This window comes from Streptomyces sp. NPDC048825 (genome assembly GCF_043198355.1).
GTDB lineage: Bacteria > Actinomycetota > Actinomycetes > Streptomycetales > Streptomycetaceae > Streptomyces > Streptomyces xiangluensis.
This window is the reverse complement of sequence record NZ_JBICUR010000008.1, coordinates 113,798-128,539: the sequence shown is the minus strand read 5'-3', so window position 1 is coordinate 128,539 and position 14,742 is coordinate 113,798. Positions and strand designations below refer to the sequence as shown.

General features: G+C 69.0%; 14 protein-coding genes and 1 pseudogene. 7 read left to right on the top strand and 8 right to left on the bottom strand.

From position 1 onward, the window contains the following. Positions 1 to 125: 125 nt before the first annotated feature. The 8 genes and pseudogenes from ACGFNK_RS20865 to ACGFNK_RS20830 all read right to left on the bottom strand — a co-directional run. Positions 126 to 1,259 (bottom strand): LLM class flavin-dependent oxidoreductase, encoded by a 1,134-nt coding sequence (locus ACGFNK_RS20865; protein WP_393417902.1) that lies wholly within the window; start codon positions 1,257 to 1,259, stop codon positions 126 to 128. Positions 1,260 to 1,373: 114 nt separating this feature from the next. Further along, complete coding sequence (gene ssuE / locus ACGFNK_RS20860) at positions 1,374 to 1,931, bottom strand: NADPH-dependent FMN reductase (protein ID WP_393417900.1); 558 nt, start codon at positions 1,929 to 1,931, stop codon at positions 1,374 to 1,376. 52 nt (positions 1,932 to 1,983) lie between these two features. Continuing rightward, positions 1,984 to 3,093, bottom strand: coding sequence for an LLM class flavin-dependent oxidoreductase (locus ACGFNK_RS20855; protein ID WP_393417898.1), 1,110 nt, complete (start codon positions 3,091 to 3,093; stop codon positions 1,984 to 1,986). Between the two features lie 112 nt (positions 3,094 to 3,205). Beyond that, complete coding sequence (locus ACGFNK_RS20850) at positions 3,206 to 4,189, bottom strand: ABC transporter substrate-binding protein (protein ID WP_393417896.1); 984 nt, start codon at positions 4,187 to 4,189, stop codon at positions 3,206 to 3,208. Positions 4,190 to 4,227: 38 nt separating this feature from the next. Further along, the gene (locus tag ACGFNK_RS20845) at positions 4,228 to 5,034 is read right to left on the bottom strand and encodes an amino acid ABC transporter ATP-binding protein (protein WP_393417894.1); all 807 of its coding nucleotides are present in this window, start codon (positions 5,032 to 5,034) and stop codon (positions 4,228 to 4,230) included. Then, the gene (locus tag ACGFNK_RS20840) at positions 5,031 to 6,068 is read right to left on the bottom strand and encodes an amino acid ABC transporter permease (protein WP_393417892.1); all 1,038 of its coding nucleotides are present in this window, start codon (positions 6,066 to 6,068) and stop codon (positions 5,031 to 5,033) included. Before ACGFNK_RS20840 ends, ACGFNK_RS20845 begins: the two co-directional genes overlap by 4 nt. A 104-nt stretch (positions 6,069 to 6,172) precedes the next feature. Next, entirely contained in the window at positions 6,173 to 6,709 is a 537-nt protein-coding gene (locus ACGFNK_RS20835) for a GNAT family N-acetyltransferase (protein ID WP_393417890.1), read from the bottom strand. 14 nt (positions 6,710 to 6,723) lie between these two features. Further along, positions 6,724 to 7,077: pseudogene (locus tag ACGFNK_RS20830) on the bottom strand (LLM class flavin-dependent oxidoreductase); the annotation flags it as partial. 965 nt (positions 7,078 to 8,042) lie between these two features. On the opposite strand from ACGFNK_RS20830, the gene ACGFNK_RS20825 reads away from it, so the two are divergent. The 7 genes from ACGFNK_RS20825 (at position 8,043) to ACGFNK_RS20795 (ending at position 14,655) form a co-directional block, all read left to right on the top strand. Next, the gene (locus tag ACGFNK_RS20825) at positions 8,043 to 8,612 is read left to right on the top strand and encodes a winged helix-turn-helix domain-containing protein (RefSeq protein ID WP_393417888.1); all 570 of its coding nucleotides are present in this window, start codon (positions 8,043 to 8,045) and stop codon (positions 8,610 to 8,612) included. Positions 8,613 to 8,625: 13 nt separating this feature from the next. Next, the gene (locus ACGFNK_RS20820) at positions 8,626 to 9,855 is read left to right on the top strand and encodes an acyl-CoA dehydrogenase family protein (RefSeq protein ID WP_393417886.1); all 1,230 of its coding nucleotides are present in this window, start codon (positions 8,626 to 8,628) and stop codon (positions 9,853 to 9,855) included. Positions 9,856 to 10,034: 179 nt separating this feature from the next. After that, entirely contained in the window at positions 10,035 to 10,118 is an 84-nt protein-coding gene (locus ACGFNK_RS20815; protein WP_393418244.1) for a putative leader peptide, read from the top strand. Between the two features lie 221 nt (positions 10,119 to 10,339). Continuing rightward, positions 10,340 to 11,383 (top strand): ABC transporter substrate-binding protein, encoded by a 1,044-nt coding sequence (locus tag ACGFNK_RS20810; protein WP_393417884.1) that lies wholly within the window; start codon positions 10,340 to 10,342, stop codon positions 11,381 to 11,383. Positions 11,384 to 11,387: 4 nt separating this feature from the next. Next, positions 11,388 to 12,236 carry an ABC transporter ATP-binding protein gene (locus tag ACGFNK_RS20805; RefSeq protein ID WP_393417882.1) on the top strand — a complete coding sequence of 283 codons (849 nt, stop codon included), beginning with the start codon at positions 11,388 to 11,390 and terminating at the stop codon, positions 12,234 to 12,236. Continuing rightward, positions 12,233 to 13,192 (top strand): ABC transporter permease, encoded by a 960-nt coding sequence (locus tag ACGFNK_RS20800; protein WP_393417880.1) that lies wholly within the window; start codon positions 12,233 to 12,235, stop codon positions 13,190 to 13,192. The genes ACGFNK_RS20805 and ACGFNK_RS20800 overlap by 4 nt, the downstream gene beginning before the upstream one ends. Before the next feature lie 116 nt (positions 13,193 to 13,308). Then, positions 13,309 to 14,655: an LLM class flavin-dependent oxidoreductase gene (locus ACGFNK_RS20795; protein ID WP_393417878.1), complete on the top strand. Its 1,347-nt coding sequence runs from the start codon at positions 13,309 to 13,311 to the stop codon at positions 14,653 to 14,655. The last annotated feature ends 87 nt before the right edge of the window (positions 14,656 to 14,742 follow it).

The window sequence follows — 14,742 nt, the reverse complement described above, 5'->3', positions numbered from 1 at the left end:
TCAGAAGGAGAGATGGCCGAGCCGCGCGTACGGCACGGTCGGCGGGCGACCCCAGACACTCCATCATTTCCTACCAATCCACTAGGGATACCTGCTTTGGAGTGTCAGGTCGCCTACGTGCCAAGTCAAGAGGGCCTTACCGTCTCTCCCGACGCCGGGCGGACCGGGTGAGTCCACAGGCCCTGCTCGGCCAGCCGGGGCAGCACGCCCTCGCCGAACCAGTACGCCTCTTCCAGGTGCGGGTAGCCGGAGAGCACGAACTCGTCGATGCCGAGCCGGTGGTACTCGGCGATCCGCTCGGCGACTTCGTCATGGCTGCCGACCAGTGCCGTGCCGGCGCCTCCCCGCACCAGGCCGATCCCGGCCCACAGGTTGGGGTAGACCTCCAGGTCGTCCCGGCTGCCGCCGTGCAGGGCCAGCATGCGCCGCTGTCCCTCGGACGCGCTGCGGGCGAGACCCGCTTGCACGGCCCGTACGGTCTCCGCGTCGAAGCCGTCCAGCAGCCGCCGGGCCTCGGCCCACGCCTGCTCGGCGGTGTCGCGGGTGATGACGTGGAGGCGGATGCCGAAGCGGATGCTGCGGCCCTCCTTCTCGGCCAGTGCCCGGATCCAGGCGATCTTCTCGGCGACGGCGGCAGGGGGCTCGCCCCAGGTGAGGTAGACGTCCGCATGCCGTGCGGCCACCTCGCCGGCGATGGGCGAGGAGCCGCCGAAGTACACCTCGGGGACCGGGTCGGGCAACCGGGCCAGTGTGGCGTCCTCGACCCGGAGGTGCTCGCCCGACTGGTCGACGGTCTTGCCCTGCCACAACTCCCGGACGATCTGCAGGAATTCGCCGGTACGCCGGTAGCGGGCATCCTTGTCGAGGAAGTCGCCGTAGGCGCGCTGCTCGTGGCCCTCGCCGCCGGTGACGACGTTGAGCAGCAGCCGTCCGCCGGTCTGTCGCTGGAAGGTGGACGCCATCTGGGCGGCGAGTGTGGGCGAGACGAAGCCGGGCCGGAAGGCGACCAGGAACTTCAGGCGTTCGGTGTGCCGGCTGACCATCGCCGTCGTCAGCCAGGCGTCCTCGCACCAGGCGCCGGTCGGGGTGAGCGCGCCGACGAAGCCGAGGTCCTCGGCGGCGCGGGCGATCTGGCTCAGGTAGGCGACGGTCGGTGGCCGGTCCCGACCGAAGGCGGTGGCCGGGGTGCCGTGACCGCCACCGACGACGTGGCGGCTGTCGCCGTTGGTGGGCAGGAACCAGTGGAAGGTGAGGGACACTTGGGGTCTCCGATCAGGATCGTCGGGATCGTTTGGCGTTCTTGTGGAAGTCCACGGCCGGTTCGGCGGCGAGGGCGAGGGCCTCGGTGTCGCCGCCGATCACGGTCGCGGCGCTCAACCGGTGGCCGCCAGCAGCGTCGTACGGCCGCCCAGCGCGGCGGAGAACTGATCCGTGACCTGCGCCAGGGCCTCGGCCGAGCCCGGCGCGACGGTCAGCGTGCCGTCGTCGCCCACCGCGATGTCCTTGTCGAGCGTGAACCAGCCGGGGACGACGTGCGCGGCACCCATGGAACTCAGCACCGGGCGCAGGGCGTAGTCGATGGCCAGGACGTGGGCGGTGGTACCGCCGGTGGCCAGTGGAAGAACGGTCTTGCCCAGCAGTGCGTACTGCGGGAGCAGGTCGAGCAGCGACTTCAGCAGCCCGGAGTAGGCGGCCTTGTAGACGGGGGTACCGATCACCAACCCGTCCGCCCGCTCGAACAGGGCCGTGGCCTCGACGATCGCCGGGTGCCGGAAGTCGGCCCCGAGCAGCGCCTCGGCGGGGAGGGTGCGGACGTCCAGCGGGATGACCTCGTGCCCCTGCGCGATGAGCCGGTCGTCCAGGTGACGCAGCAGCCGTGCGGTACGGGAGGTGGCGGAGGGGCTTCCTGAGACGGAGAGGACGGTGGACATGCGGAGACCTTTCAGGTTGCGGTGGTCGCTCGTGCGGTCGTCGCGGTGTGCGTCATCGGGCCGTGCCCGTCCGTCGGGCGTAGCGGCCTGCGGGGCGGGGCAGGCCGAGGTGGTCGCGGAGGGTGCGGCCGGTGTAGTCGGCGCGGAAGATTCCGCGCTCACGCAGCGGCGGGACAAGCTCGTGGACCACGGCGGGCAGATCGGCTGGGGCCGAGGCCGGAAGGAGGTGGAAGCCGTCGGCGCCGCCGGCCGCGTGCCAGTCGGCGAGCAGTCCGGCGAGGTCCGCGGCGGTGCCGGTGAAGCGCACCGTGTCGGCGGGTGGGATTGAGTGGGGTCCCGGCCCGGATCCACCGCCGAGATCGACCGCGACGCGTATCAGCACCCGCAGCGCGTCCGGATCGCGTCCGGCCTCCGCCGTCCGGTGCTGGAGCGCCGCGCGGGCGAGCCGGGCGGTGGCCGGCTGATCGGCGTCCAGCAGTACGACGTCGGCGTGGCTCGCGGCCAGTTCCCACTGCCCGTCCGAGTCGTGCACATCGAGGGCGACGGCGAGGGGCGGCCGCCCCTGCGGCGGGCGGGGGACCATGGGCGGCCTGCGGGCGGAGAAGTGCGGGCCGTCGACGTCCGTGTGATGGCGCCGGTCGCGTTCGGTGAAACGGCCGGTGGCGGTGTCCCCTGTCTCCGCGTCGTCCTCCCAGCTGTCCCACAGCCGGGCGGCGAACTCGGCGGTGTCGGTCGCCTCGGCCCACAGCTCGGCGGCGGCTGCCCGGGGGAAGCGGCCCACGGCGCGAGCCCCGGTAGTGGAGACGTCGACCTGCCAGCCGGCCCGGCCGTCGCTGAGGAAGTCCAGGTTGGCGAGGGCGGTGGATGTGTGGAAGGGCTCGGTGTGGGTGGTGGTCACGGTCGGGACAAGGCCGATCCGGCTGGTCATGGCGGCGACGCGAGCCAGTACGGCCACCGCGTCGAGCCGGTCGCCGCTGTCGCCACTGCCGTCGGGTGGCGGCGCGGGGGCGTCGCCGAAGGTGACGAAGTCCAGGGCGCCCTGCTCGGCGAGACGAACCAGGTCCGGCCAGTGGGCGGCGGTCGGGGGTGCGGTGGGACCGGCGTCGGCGGGATGGTGGCCGGTCCCGTCGAGTTCGATGGAGAGGTGGAGTTCGCGGGGCATGACCTCGTGTCCTGTACGAAGGAGTCCTGCGCGCCGGAACGAGTCCTGCACGAAGACGCGAAGGAAGGGGAGGGAAGGGACGCGGAGGCGTGCGGCCTCCGCTCCGGGTCTGCTACTCGGCGGTCCTGGGCAGGCCGGGCGGGTTGATCTCGGACTTGGTCACGGCCTCGTCGGACAGGCCCCAGCGCTTCAGCACCTTGGCGTACGCGCCGTTGTCGATGATCTCGTCGATCGCGTCGGCGAGCGGCTTGACCAGGCCGCTGTCCTTCTTCGTGGTGGCCGCGATGAGTCCCTGGAGGGTGGCTCCGGCGCCGGAGTACGTGCCGACGACCTCCGTCTTCCCGGTGGTGGCCGCGTGGTAGGCGGCGGTCGGGTTGGGGCCGAGGTAGAGGTCGATCCGGCCGGACTGGAGAGCGAGGTAGGTGTCGCTGTCGTTCTGGTAGTACTTGATGTCCACCGGCTTCCGGCCGGCCTTCTCGTTCTCCTTGCTCCACTCGATGAGGAGCTTCTCCTGGTTGGTGCCGCTGCCCACGGCGACGGTCTTGCCCGCCACATCCTCGGGCCCGGTGGCTTTCAGGCCGCTGCCCTTCTTCGCCTCGAAGCCCAGGTTGTCCTCGCGGTAGGTGGCGAAGTCGTACTTCTCCTTGCGCTCCTCGGTGACGGTGATGTTGCTGAGGCCGGCGTCGTATTTGGCGCTGTCGAGGCCGACGAAGATGTTTTCCCAGGAGACCGTGTTGATGTGCGGCTTGAGCCCGAGCACGTCGCCAACGAGGTGGGCGAGGTCGGGCTCGACGCCGATGATGGTCTTGTTGTCGGTGGCGTAGAAGGTCAGCGGCGCGGCGGAGCCGGACGAGGAGACGAGTTCCAGGGTTCCTCTCTTGCGGATCTTCTCCGGTACCTCGGCGGCGATGGAGTCGACCTTGTCGGTGGTGATGCGGTTCTGATCCGGGCTCAGGTTGATTTTCGTGCGGGCGCCGGTCTTGTCAGCGACCTCGGTGGTTCCGCCGTCCGAGGGGTTGCTGCAGGCGGCGAGGACGAGGGCAGCGGTGAGTCCCAGCGCGGCGGCGGTGGATCGGCGGGTGATCGAGGTGGACATGGTCGTGCTCCTGGCTTGTAGAAAGCGGGTGAGGTTGGTCAGAGGACCTTGGAGAGGAAGGCGCGGGTGCGTTCGTGCTGCGGGGCGTCCAGGACGGCTGCGGGCGGGCCCTGCTCCACGACGACACCGCCGTCCATGAACACCACGGTGTCGGCGACCTCGCGGGCGAAGCCGATCTCGTGACTCACGACGATCATGGTGGTTCCGGTGCGGGCCAAGTCCTTGATGACGTCGAGGACTTCACCGACCAGCTCCGGGTCGAGCGCCGAGGTGGGCTCGTCGAAGAGCAACACCTTGGGTTCGAGGGCGAGTGCGCGGGCGATGGCGACGCGCTGCTGCTGGCCTCCGGACAACTGCCGTGGATAGGCGTCGGACTTGTCGGCGAGACCGACCCGCTCCAGCAGCCGCCGAGCGGTTTCCTCTGCTTCCTTGCGGGGGCGACGCAACGCGGAGACCGGTGCCTCGACGAGGTTGTCCAGCACGGTCAGGTGCGGGAAGAGGTTGAAGTTCTGGAAGACGAACCCGATGTGGGTGCGCTGCTTCAGAACGTCCTTCTCCTTCAGTTCATGCAGCTTCCCGCCGGAGCGGCGGTAGCCGATGAGTTCGCCGTCGATGCTGATCCAGCCGCGGTTGACCTTCTCCAGGTGGTTGATGGTGCGCAGCAGCGTGGACTTTCCGGAGCCGGACGGGCCGAGGATCACGGTGACCTCGCCGGCGCGGACCGTCAGGTCGACGCCGCGCAGCACCTCCAGCGGGCCGAAGCTCTTGTGGACGCCGTGGACGTCCACCATCACGTTGCCGACGTCATCCGTCACGTCGTCGACGTCGATCGTCACGTCACTCATCGCTTGCCTCCCGCGAGGTCCAGGGACACGACGGGCTGGTTGCGCTGTGCCGCCGCGGCCCGCAGGTTGCGTACGAAGCGACGAGTGCGCTGGAACGGTGTGGGCGGCGGGGTGCGGTTGGCGCCCCGGGCGTAGCGCCGCTCCACGTAGTACTGCGCGACCGACAGCAGTGAGGTGAGGACCACGTACCAGGCGGTGGCGACCATCAGCAGCGGGATCACCCGGCCGTTGCGGCCGTAGATGACCTGCACCTGGTAGAACAGCTCACCGATCGCCATGACGTAGACCACCGAGGTGCCCTTGAGCAGGCCGATGACCTCGTTGCCGGCAGTGGGCAGGATGGCGCGCATGGCCTGCGGCAGCACGATCCGGCGAATCTGGCGCAGCCGGGGGATACCCAGTGCGGCGGCGGCCTCCAGCTGTCCGTGGTCGACGGCGATGACACCGCCGCGCACGATCTCGGCGGCGTACGCGGCCTGATGCAGCGTCAGCCCGATGATGGCGGCGCCGATGGTGCCGATGAGGCTGTTGCTGTCGACGGACCAGAACACCGGACCGAAGGGGATACCGACGCCCAACTCCTCGTACAGGGCACCGAGGTTGAACCAGAACACCAGCTGGACGATCATCGGGATCGACCGGAAGATCCAGATGTAGGTCCAGGCGACGGTCTGCAGCACGGGGCTGCGCGACAGCCGCATGAAGGCCAGTACGGAACCCATGAGGAAACCCAGCACCGTTGCGTAGGCGGTGAGTTGGAGAGTCACGCCGACCGCTTGGACGATCGTTTCCGACAGGACGTAGTCGAAGAAGACGTTCCACTCCCAGACGGGGTTGGTGGCCAGTCCGTGCACGAACTGGACGACCAGCACGGTCACGGCGACGGCCGCCACCCACCGGGCGTAGTGGCGGGCGGGTACGACCTTGAGCGAGGCCGGGTCGTCCTTGGCGGGTGGAACGGGCCGGGCTCCGGCGCCCGCGCCCGGGGAAGCCGCGCCGGGTGGCGCGGCGGCGGAATCGGTGGTGAGTCCCATCTTGGTGTTCCTGCTCAACTCTCAGTGTGCTCGGGCGGATTGAACCCTGCGGCCATGCTGCGGGGCGGTGACGATGCGTGGACGGACTCTGATCGTTCGGAGGCTCACAGGCCGGCTGACCTTGGTGTATCTGCTTCGGCGGTCAGGTGCTTCTCGAAGGGCAGCGGGCCGATGGTTTCCGGGTCGGCTTCCGTGTCGAACAACGGGATGTAGCCGGTGACCAGGTACAGGCCGCGCGCCTCGGGCTGGCGCGGCCCGGTCGTCAGGTAGATGCGCCGGTAGCCGCGAGCGCTCGCCTCGCGCTCCAGCTCGGCGACGACCCGTCGGGCCAGGCCACGCCGACGGTGGGCGGAGTGCGTCCAGATCCGCTTCAGCTCGGCCGTGGTCTCGTCGTACCGGCGGAAGGCACCGCCCGCGACCGGCTCACCGCGCTCCAGGAGCAGGAGCAGGACGCCGCCGTGCGGTGCGGTGAACTCCTCGTCGGGGTAGCGGGCGAGTTCGGCGTTAGCATCCTTGCCGTAGCGGGACGAGTACTCGTCGCCGAGTTCGCGGAGCAGTGGTTCGACCCGTGGGTCGGCCACGGTCACGTGAACGACCGTCAACTCGGTGGAGGGCGGCGGTGGTTGCGCGACGGAGGTCACCCGTTCACCGCCGCGCCCTCGCGGCCCTGTTCGTGGTCGTTGCCGCCAGTGATGAAGTGCACGGTCAGGCGGCCCTCGCTGATCTGGTCGAGGGTGGCGAAGGTCTTCACGGCGTACGTCGGGTACGAAACATTGGGCCGGTGGGCGAGCAGGATCTGGAGGCGGTCCAGCCTGCTCGCGATGTAGGCGGCGGCCGGTGCGGGGTCGGGTGATCCGGACCCGTAGGCGAACAGCACCCGGTCCCAGCCATGGTCCTCGTGCGCCCTGGCGAGCCGGAGTGTGTACTCCTTGTCGAAGGCGGCGCCGGAGCGCGGGGTGGTTTCGGAGCCGTTGTTGGGCGCGGCGATGCCAAGGAACTCCACGGGCATGGGAATGCCTTTCGTACGGGCTATGGGCCTGAGGGCGCACGCGGGCAGGACGGAACAGCCCTTGGTGCACTAGATGTGACGGAACGTCAGGGAATCGCTGACTGGCGGGAGCGTGACGAAACCGGGGTGTCGGGAAATCGGGGCGGCGGCAGCGCGCGCAAGGGCTCGCAGGGACCGTGTCCGTACGCGGATCAGCGCCCGCGCGCGACGGTGATACGAAGGGAGAACTCGGCCCGCGACGGGGTCACCGAGCGAGGGAAGGGCCGGTCAGACGGCCCGCTGCCGCGTCAGGCGCAACACGCTGCGGACCACACTCGACCGAAGTCGATGTGGTCGCGCGAGACCAAGCGCTGATGGGCATCCATGCGACTAATTGAGCAGTACATCTCGCTCTTCGTCAACCAGCGCTCGTATGCCGGACCGGCCTTGACCGACTCCGACTCCTTGTGGACAGATCCCCGCTGCGGTCCCAAAGATCGATGGCGGATCGGCTCCGCCGCGTGCGCAAGCCCCTCCGGCCGCGTTGAGGGACGCGGCGAGCGTGATGACGCCGGACCCCGGCCGCACCGTACCTGCGTGGACCTGCCCACGCCCTGTCCACGACCTGCGCAGTGCTTGCCCACCTGTGCCGCCGGGTGGTCACCGTGACGCCCGCCCGCCCGGCGGTCGGGCGGGACCGGTGAGCCCGCCCCTGGTGTCGCATGCCCTGCATTTCCTATTGATTTACTAGGAAAGCATTGACGGCCCGCCCAGCGGGCGCGCAGGATGATGCACATGGCCCACACGCAGCAACGACTCGTCAGTCGTCGGCATGTCGACTTTGGTCACGTCGTCAGCGCCGCCTGCTGTCGCGTGTAAGGCACGCGGCTCACACCTTGCGCGTGCCGCTCCGCTCCTTCTCTCTCCTCCTCATTGATCAGGCGCACCCACTCACTGCGCCGACGTACTTCTGAAGGACGACCGCCATGACCACGGCACCTCCGGCCCAGGCCACTCCATCGGATTCACCACTCCCCGACACGCGCCATCTCCGCCTCGTGGGCGACATCGCGCAGGACGGCGACGAGGGAAACGGTTCCGCTCCCCTCGTCGGCTATCTCATCCTCGTCCCCAAGGGCACCGATCCCGCCCGGCTCTTCGCCAAGGACGTGACGCGGCCGGAGATCCGACCGGTCGCCCACACGGACTCGCCTCCCGTGCAGCAGACAGGAGGCGGTGTTGTCCGCATCGATCCCGCGCGCCATGTCGCAGAGGTGGACGGACGCGAACTCAGCCTGACCTACCTGGAGTTCGGGCTGCTGTCCCATCTCGCACAGCATCCCCACCAGGTGCATTCGCGAGAGCAGTTGATGGCCGGCATCTGGGGATACGGCCACATCGGCGACGGCCGCACCGTGGATGTCCACATCGCGCGGCTGCGCCGCAAGCTGGGCAGGGCTCACCGGCACCGGATCATCACCGTACGGCGCGTGGGCTACAAGTACGTGCCCGACCAGCAAGAGAGCATCGACACCGCACCTTGCCGCCGACCTTGAGGAGACCACCGCCATGGGCGTTGCCATCGCGCCGTCCGGCCCCGCCTCGGAATCCGACCGGACCGGGCCCGGCCGCGCGAACTGGCTGCTCGTGGCCCGCGAGACGGCGGACGACCTGGCCACGGACGCGGTGGCCAGGGAGCAGGCGGGCAAGGCCCCGTTCGACGAGGTGTCCCGGCTGCGCGAGGCGGGACTGCTGACGCTCCTCATACCGGCCGAGCTCGGGGGAGGCGGCGCGGACTGGCCCACGGCCTACGCCGTCGTCCGGGAGGTCGCCGCGGCCGACGGTGCGATCGGTCAACTGCTCGGCTGTCACTACTTCCTGTCGTGGAGCGCCCGGTTCTTCACCGAGCCCTCCCTCGCCACTCAGGTCGAGCAGCAGTCCGCGGCGGAGCAGTGGTGCTGGGGTGGTGGTTTCGCCCGCCAGGAATCGCCTCTGACACTGGCCAGGACAGCCGCCGGCTATGTGCTCGACGGCCGGCAGAGCTACGCCACCGGGGTCCTGGTAGCCGACCGCCTCGCCGTGCGGGCCGCACGGGCCGACACCGGCGAACCACTCGCTGTCGTCGTCGATCCCGCCCGTCACAGCGTGGGGATCGACGGCGATGCCGACACTTTCGGCCAGCGGCTCGCGGCCGGCGGAAGCGTGGAGTTCGACGCCGTCCCGGTCTCTGCCGACGACGTACTCGGTTCCCTGTCCGAGGACGAGGACGTTCTGTCGCCCCTGGCTGCTCTGGTATCGCCGGTCGGGCGTCTTCTCTCCGTCCAGCTCTGTCTCGGCATGGCCGAGGGAGTGCTCGACGAAGCCCGTGAGTACAGCAGGGCAGGCCACTCCCCCTGGCACCCCGCCTGGCCCGTCGGCTCTCCCCAGGACCCACATGTGCTGAGCGTCTATGGAGAACTCACACTTCTCACCCGCTCAGCGTCCGCGCTCGCCGATCAAGCACTGGTAGCCGTGCACGGCGGGCTGGCACGCGGTGAAGACCTCACCTACGACGAGTACGCGGAGATCTCGGTCCTCGTGGCCATGGCCGAAGCCGCCGCCTCCAGGGCTGCGCAGGAGTCGACTTCCCGCGCCCTCGACATCATCGGCACCCGCTCCGCGTCTTCGCGGCTGGGCTTCGACCGCTTCTGGCGCAATGCCCGGACGCACACCTTGTACGAGCCCGTCACTCACCGGCTCCGCGATATCGGAGACTATTTCCTCAACGGCGCGTACCCTCCGTTCGTCCTGCCTGTCTGACCTTGCGCTGCCGCTCGGCTTTTCCCCGGCGAACTCGGCATGATCGGTATTCGCCACGCAGCCCGGCATCCAGACAATTGTGAACGCCGCACTTCACTCACATGTCGGCCGGTTGAGAATATGAGACGCTCACGCAGGCGACATTGACTTGGCCGGATTTCGCTGCAACTCTCTTGGCTGTGAGCAAGTCCGAGAACCTCGCCGCGCGCCTGCACGTCGACCTGCGACGTCAGGCCAGCGCCATCTGTGCCGCCGGCCGCTGAACGCGCTGCCGGGCACCCCTCTCCCGCTCCAATTTCACAGTCGGCCACCACGACCGTTGTCGGCGTAGACGACTGATTTCCAGCAGGCATTCCTGACGGATCTCTTGCCCCTTTCGGAATCCGCCTTGCTTGCGCCCAATTACCGAGCACCACTCTCGGTTACGGCTTCTTCATGCCATCGATTCCACCTAAGTCCCCATTCGTGTGAACAGGACCTTTCCATGGCCACTACGGCATCGACCCGACGCCAGTTCCTCTCCCTGCTCGGTCTTTCGGCGGTGGCCGTGAGCTGCGGCACGACCGCCGGGGCCACCTCGGGCAAGGGCCAGACCAAGACGCTCAGGTACCAGGGCTGGGCGGGTCAGGTGATCTTGCCGGAGTTGGCCGAGGATCTCGGCTATCTGGAGGACGTGAAGCTGGAGTGGGTGGGCAACACCATCAGCGGGCCGCAGGACATCCAGTCCGCGGCCACGGGCCAGGTCGACTTCGGCGGCGCGTTCAACGGCGCGGTCGTCAAACTGGCCGCGAACAACGCCCCCATCAAGGCCGTCATCAGCTATTACGGCGCCGACAAGTACGCCTACAACGGCTTCTACGTCCTCAAGGACAGCCCGATCCGCTCGGCCAGGGACCTGACCGGCAAGAAGATCGGGATGAACACCCTCGGAGCCCACTCCGAGGCCATGCTCGACATCTACCTGCAGCGAGGCGGTCTGTCCCGGGCGGACATCGACAAGGCCGAGCCCCTCGTGGTACCTCCGGTCAACACCGAACAGACGCTGCGTCAGAAGCAGATCGACGTGGCCGTGCTCGGCGGCATCCTTCGCGACAAGGCCCTGGCTGCCGGCGGCATCCGCCCGCTGTTCACCGATTACCAACTGCTCGGTGAGTTCAGCGCCGGCACCTACGTGATGACGGACCGCTTCCTGAAGCAGAACCCCGATACGGCCCGGATCTTCGTCACCGCCGTGGGGCGGGCCATCGAGTGGTCCCGTTCCACTCCGCACGAAGAGGTCATCGCCCGGATGACGGACATCGTGAAGAAGCGCGGCCGCAACGAGGACACCGCTCCCCTGAGGTATTGGCGCTCCTACGGCGTCGCCGAGAAGGCGGGCCTGATCACCGGCAAGGAACTCCAGCTGTGGATCGACTGGCTGGCCGACCGCGGTGACATCAAGAAGGGCCAGGTCACGCTGTCGGACCTCTACACCAATGAGTTCAACCGCAACCAGAAGTCCTCCTCCGCCACGAAGAGCGGGAGCTGATCCCATGCCGGAATCCACCACGGAACCCACTACACCCAAGATTGTGTTCGAGGACGTACGGAAGGACTTCACCGTCAAGGACCGGACGAGGGCTCGACGGGCAACCCGGTTCACCGCCCTCGACGGCATCGATCTGGAGATAGCGGCCGGCGAGTTCATCGTTCTTGTCGGTCCGAGCGGCTGCGGGAAGTCCACGCTGCTGGATCTGCTCGGCGGCCTCAACGAGCCCACCGGCGGACGGATCCTGCTGGACGGCACACCCGTCACCGGCCCGGGCCTGGACCGAGGCATCGTGTTTCAGCAGTATGCGCTGCTGCCGTGGCGGACGGCCCAGGGCAATGTCGAGTTCGGCCTGGAGGCCACCGGCGTCCCACGACGCCAACGTGCCGCTCGAGCCAGGGAGTTCCTGGATCTGGTCGGCCTGACCGGGTTCGAGGACCGCCATCCGCACGAGCTGTCGGGCGGGATGCGGCAGCGGGTGGCGATCGCCCGCAGCCTCGCCTACGACCCCGATGTGCTCCTGATGGACGAGCCGTTCGCCGCGCTGGACGCCCAGACCCGGGAGTCGTTGCAGGACGAACTGCTGCGCATCTGGCAGCGCACCGGCAAGACCGTCGTCTTCATCACGCACGGCATCGACGAGGCCGTCTACCTCGGACAGCGCGTCGCCGTCATGACGTCCCGGCCGGGCCGCATCAAGCAGATCGTGCCAGTCGCCTTCGACTCCCGTACGGCGACGGACGACCTCCGCTCCAGTCCCGAGTTCGCGCGACACCGGCACGAGATCTGGTCTCTGCTGCACGACGAGGTGGCCAGGGCCCAGCAGTTGGAGAAGGAGGAGGCTTCCGTATGAGCCCCACCACCGGCACGGCCACCGAGAAGACCACGGCGCCGGGCGTTGTGAGCACCGCCGAACCCGTCCCGGCCGTTTCCCCCGCTATGTCCACAGTGTCCGCTGTGCCGGCGCCACATGACGCATCACCGCCCAGCGTGCGCAAGGTCCGCTCCACGGCGGCCCGGTTCCGCCATGCGGTCCGCCGCCTGCCGTACCTGCTCGTCAAGGGGGCGACCAAGTCCGTTGCGATCGTGGCTCTGCTCCTGCTGTGGGAGACCGCACCACGACTTGGCCTGGTCGACCGGACCTTCCTGCCGCCGTTCAGCGAGGTCGCCCACGCCTGGTGGGGGCTGGCCGCCGACGGTCAGCTCGCCGACAACGCGCGTGCCAGCCTGACGCGTTCATTCAGCGGATTCGGTCTCGCCGTGGCCGTCGCCGTGCCGCTCGGCCTGCTGATCGGCTGGTACCGGCCGGTCGCCGACCTCCTCGGACCGCTGCTCGAGGTGTTCCGCAACACCGCGGCGCTGGCCCTGCTGCCGGTGTTCGTACTGCTGCTGGGCATCGGCGAGACCTCGAAGATCTCCATCGTGGTGTACGCGTGCACCTGGCCGATCCTGCTCAACACCATCAGCGCGGTCCGCAACGTCGACCCGACCCTGCTGAAGCTGGCGAAGTCGATGAACCTCTCCGCTCCCCGGCTGTTCCAGAAGGTCATCCTGCCGGCCTCGGTACCGGTGATGTTCACCGGCATCCGGCTGGCCGGAGCGGTGTCCATCCTGGTGCTGGTCGCCGCCGAGATGATCGGCGCCAAGGCGGGACTCGGCTATCTGATCAACGCCTCGCAGTACAACTTCGCGATCCCGCAGATGTACGCGGGCATCATCACGATCTCCGCCATCGGCGTGACCTTCAACCAGCTCCTGGTCACCGTGGAGCGGCGGCTCAGCTCCTGGCGCAGCCCGGCCGACAGCTGACCTCGGCCGCCCTCTCGTCTCCCCGCCGCCCGGCCCCGCCGCAACGCCCCGCTCGTCTCCTGCCCCGTTGGTCTCCTTGCCCCTTGCGTCTCACCACCTCCGATCCGAGGAACCCCATGACCGCGACCAGCCCCCGACGCCTGCATCTCAACGCCTTCCTGATGAACGCCGGCCATCACGACGCCGCCTGGCGCCACCCCCGCACCCAGCCCGAACGCGTCACCGATCTGCGCTACTTCCAGCAACTCGCGCAGACCGCCGAACGCGGCCTGCTCGACTCGGTCTTCCTCGCCGACGGCCTGGCCCTGTGGGGCAAGGTCCGGCACAACGCGCTCGGCGGCTTCGAGCCGCTCACCCTCCTGTCCGCCCTGGCGGCGGTCACCGAGCACGTCGGCCTGATCGCCACCGTCTCCACCACCTTCAACGAGCCCTTCCACACCGCCCGCAAGTTCGCCTCCCTGGACCACATCAGCGGCGGCCGGGCCGGCTGGAACATCGTCACCTCCGGCACCGTGAACGAGGCCCGCAACTTCGGGCAGGACGAGCACCTGGAGCACGAGCTGCGCTATGAGCGGGCGCGGGAGTTCGTCGACGTCGCCACCAAGCTGTGGGACAGCTGGGAGGACGACGCGATCCTGCTCGACCGGGAGCGGGGCGTCTACGCCGACACCGACAAGGTGCGGGCGATCAACCATCGCGGAACGTACTTCGGGGTGCAGGGCCCTCTGAACGTACCGCGCACCCCGCAGGGCTACCCGCTGCTGGTACAGGCCGGTTCGTCGGAGGACGGCAAGGAGTTCGCCGCCCAGTACGCCGAGGCCGTTTTCACCGCCCAGCAAACCCTCGCCGACGGCCAGGCCTTCTACAAGGACCTCAAGTCACGGCTCTCTCGCCACGGCCGCGCCGAGGACCAGCTGCTGGTGCTTCCCGGCATAGCCCCCGTCATCGGCTCGACCGAGGCAGAAGCCCGCGCACTTGAAGAGGAGCTGATGGGCCTTCAGGTACCCGAATACGGGCTCGCCCAGCTGTCCGCCATGCTCGGCACCGACCTGACCGGGTTGCCGCTGGACGGGCCGCTGCCCGAACTCCCCGAGGAGCGGGACATCAACGGCAACAAGAGCCGCTTCACACTCGTCGCCGAACTCGCCCGCCGGGACGGCCTCACCCTGCGCGAGCTCATCGCCCGCCTGGGTGCCGGCCGCGGTCACCGGGTGTTCGCCGGCACACCGGAACAGATGGCCGACCAGCTCGAGGAGTGGTTCACCCAGGGTGCCGCCGACGGCTTCAACATCATGCCGCCCCATCTGCCGGGCGGCCTGGAGGACTTCGTCGACCACGTCGTCCCGATCCTGCAGCAGCGCGGCCTCTTCCGCACCGAGTACACCGGCCGCACCCTGCGCGAGCACTACGGCCTGGCCCGCCCCGCCAACCGCCTGGCCGCGGCAGAAGGGCGGCCCGCATGACGGGCTGGACCTCACCGCGGACGTCCTGGTCGTCAGCGGCGGCCCGTGGCCTGAGCCCGGCGGCCGCCGGGCAGGGGCACGTGCTCC

What these genes read in the sequence shown, in the direction of transcription:
- ACGFNK_RS20825 (WP_393417888.1), top strand. Translation starts at nt 8,043, where the DNA reads ATGACCACGGCACCTCCGGCCCAGGCCACTCCATCGGATTCACCACTC.
- ACGFNK_RS20855 (WP_393417898.1), bottom strand. Translation starts at nt 3,093, where the DNA reads ATGCCCCGCGAACTCCACCTCTCCATCGAACTCGACGGGACCGGCCAC.
- ACGFNK_RS20850 (WP_393417896.1), bottom strand. Translation starts at nt 4,189, where the DNA reads ATGTCCACCTCGATCACCCGCCGATCCACCGCCGCCGCGCTGGGACTC.
- ACGFNK_RS20800 (WP_393417880.1), top strand. Translation starts at nt 12,233, where the DNA reads ATGAGCCCCACCACCGGCACGGCCACCGAGAAGACCACGGCGCCGGGC.
- ACGFNK_RS20840 (WP_393417892.1), bottom strand. Translation starts at nt 6,068, where the DNA reads ATGGGACTCACCACCGATTCCGCCGCCGCGCCACCCGGCGCGGCTTCC.
- ACGFNK_RS20795 (WP_393417878.1), top strand. Translation starts at nt 13,309, where the DNA reads ATGACCGCGACCAGCCCCCGACGCCTGCATCTCAACGCCTTCCTGATG.
- ACGFNK_RS20820 (WP_393417886.1), top strand. Translation starts at nt 8,626, where the DNA reads ATGGGCGTTGCCATCGCGCCGTCCGGCCCCGCCTCGGAATCCGACCGG.
- ACGFNK_RS20845 (WP_393417894.1), bottom strand. Translation starts at nt 5,034, where the DNA reads ATGAGTGACGTGACGATCGACGTCGACGACGTGACGGATGACGTCGGC.
- ACGFNK_RS20810 (WP_393417884.1), top strand. Translation starts at nt 10,340, where the DNA reads ATGGCCACTACGGCATCGACCCGACGCCAGTTCCTCTCCCTGCTCGGT.
- ssuE (WP_393417900.1), bottom strand. Translation starts at nt 1,931, where the DNA reads ATGTCCACCGTCCTCTCCGTCTCAGGAAGCCCCTCCGCCACCTCCCGT.
- ACGFNK_RS20805 (WP_393417882.1), top strand. Translation starts at nt 11,388, where the DNA reads ATGCCGGAATCCACCACGGAACCCACTACACCCAAGATTGTGTTCGAG.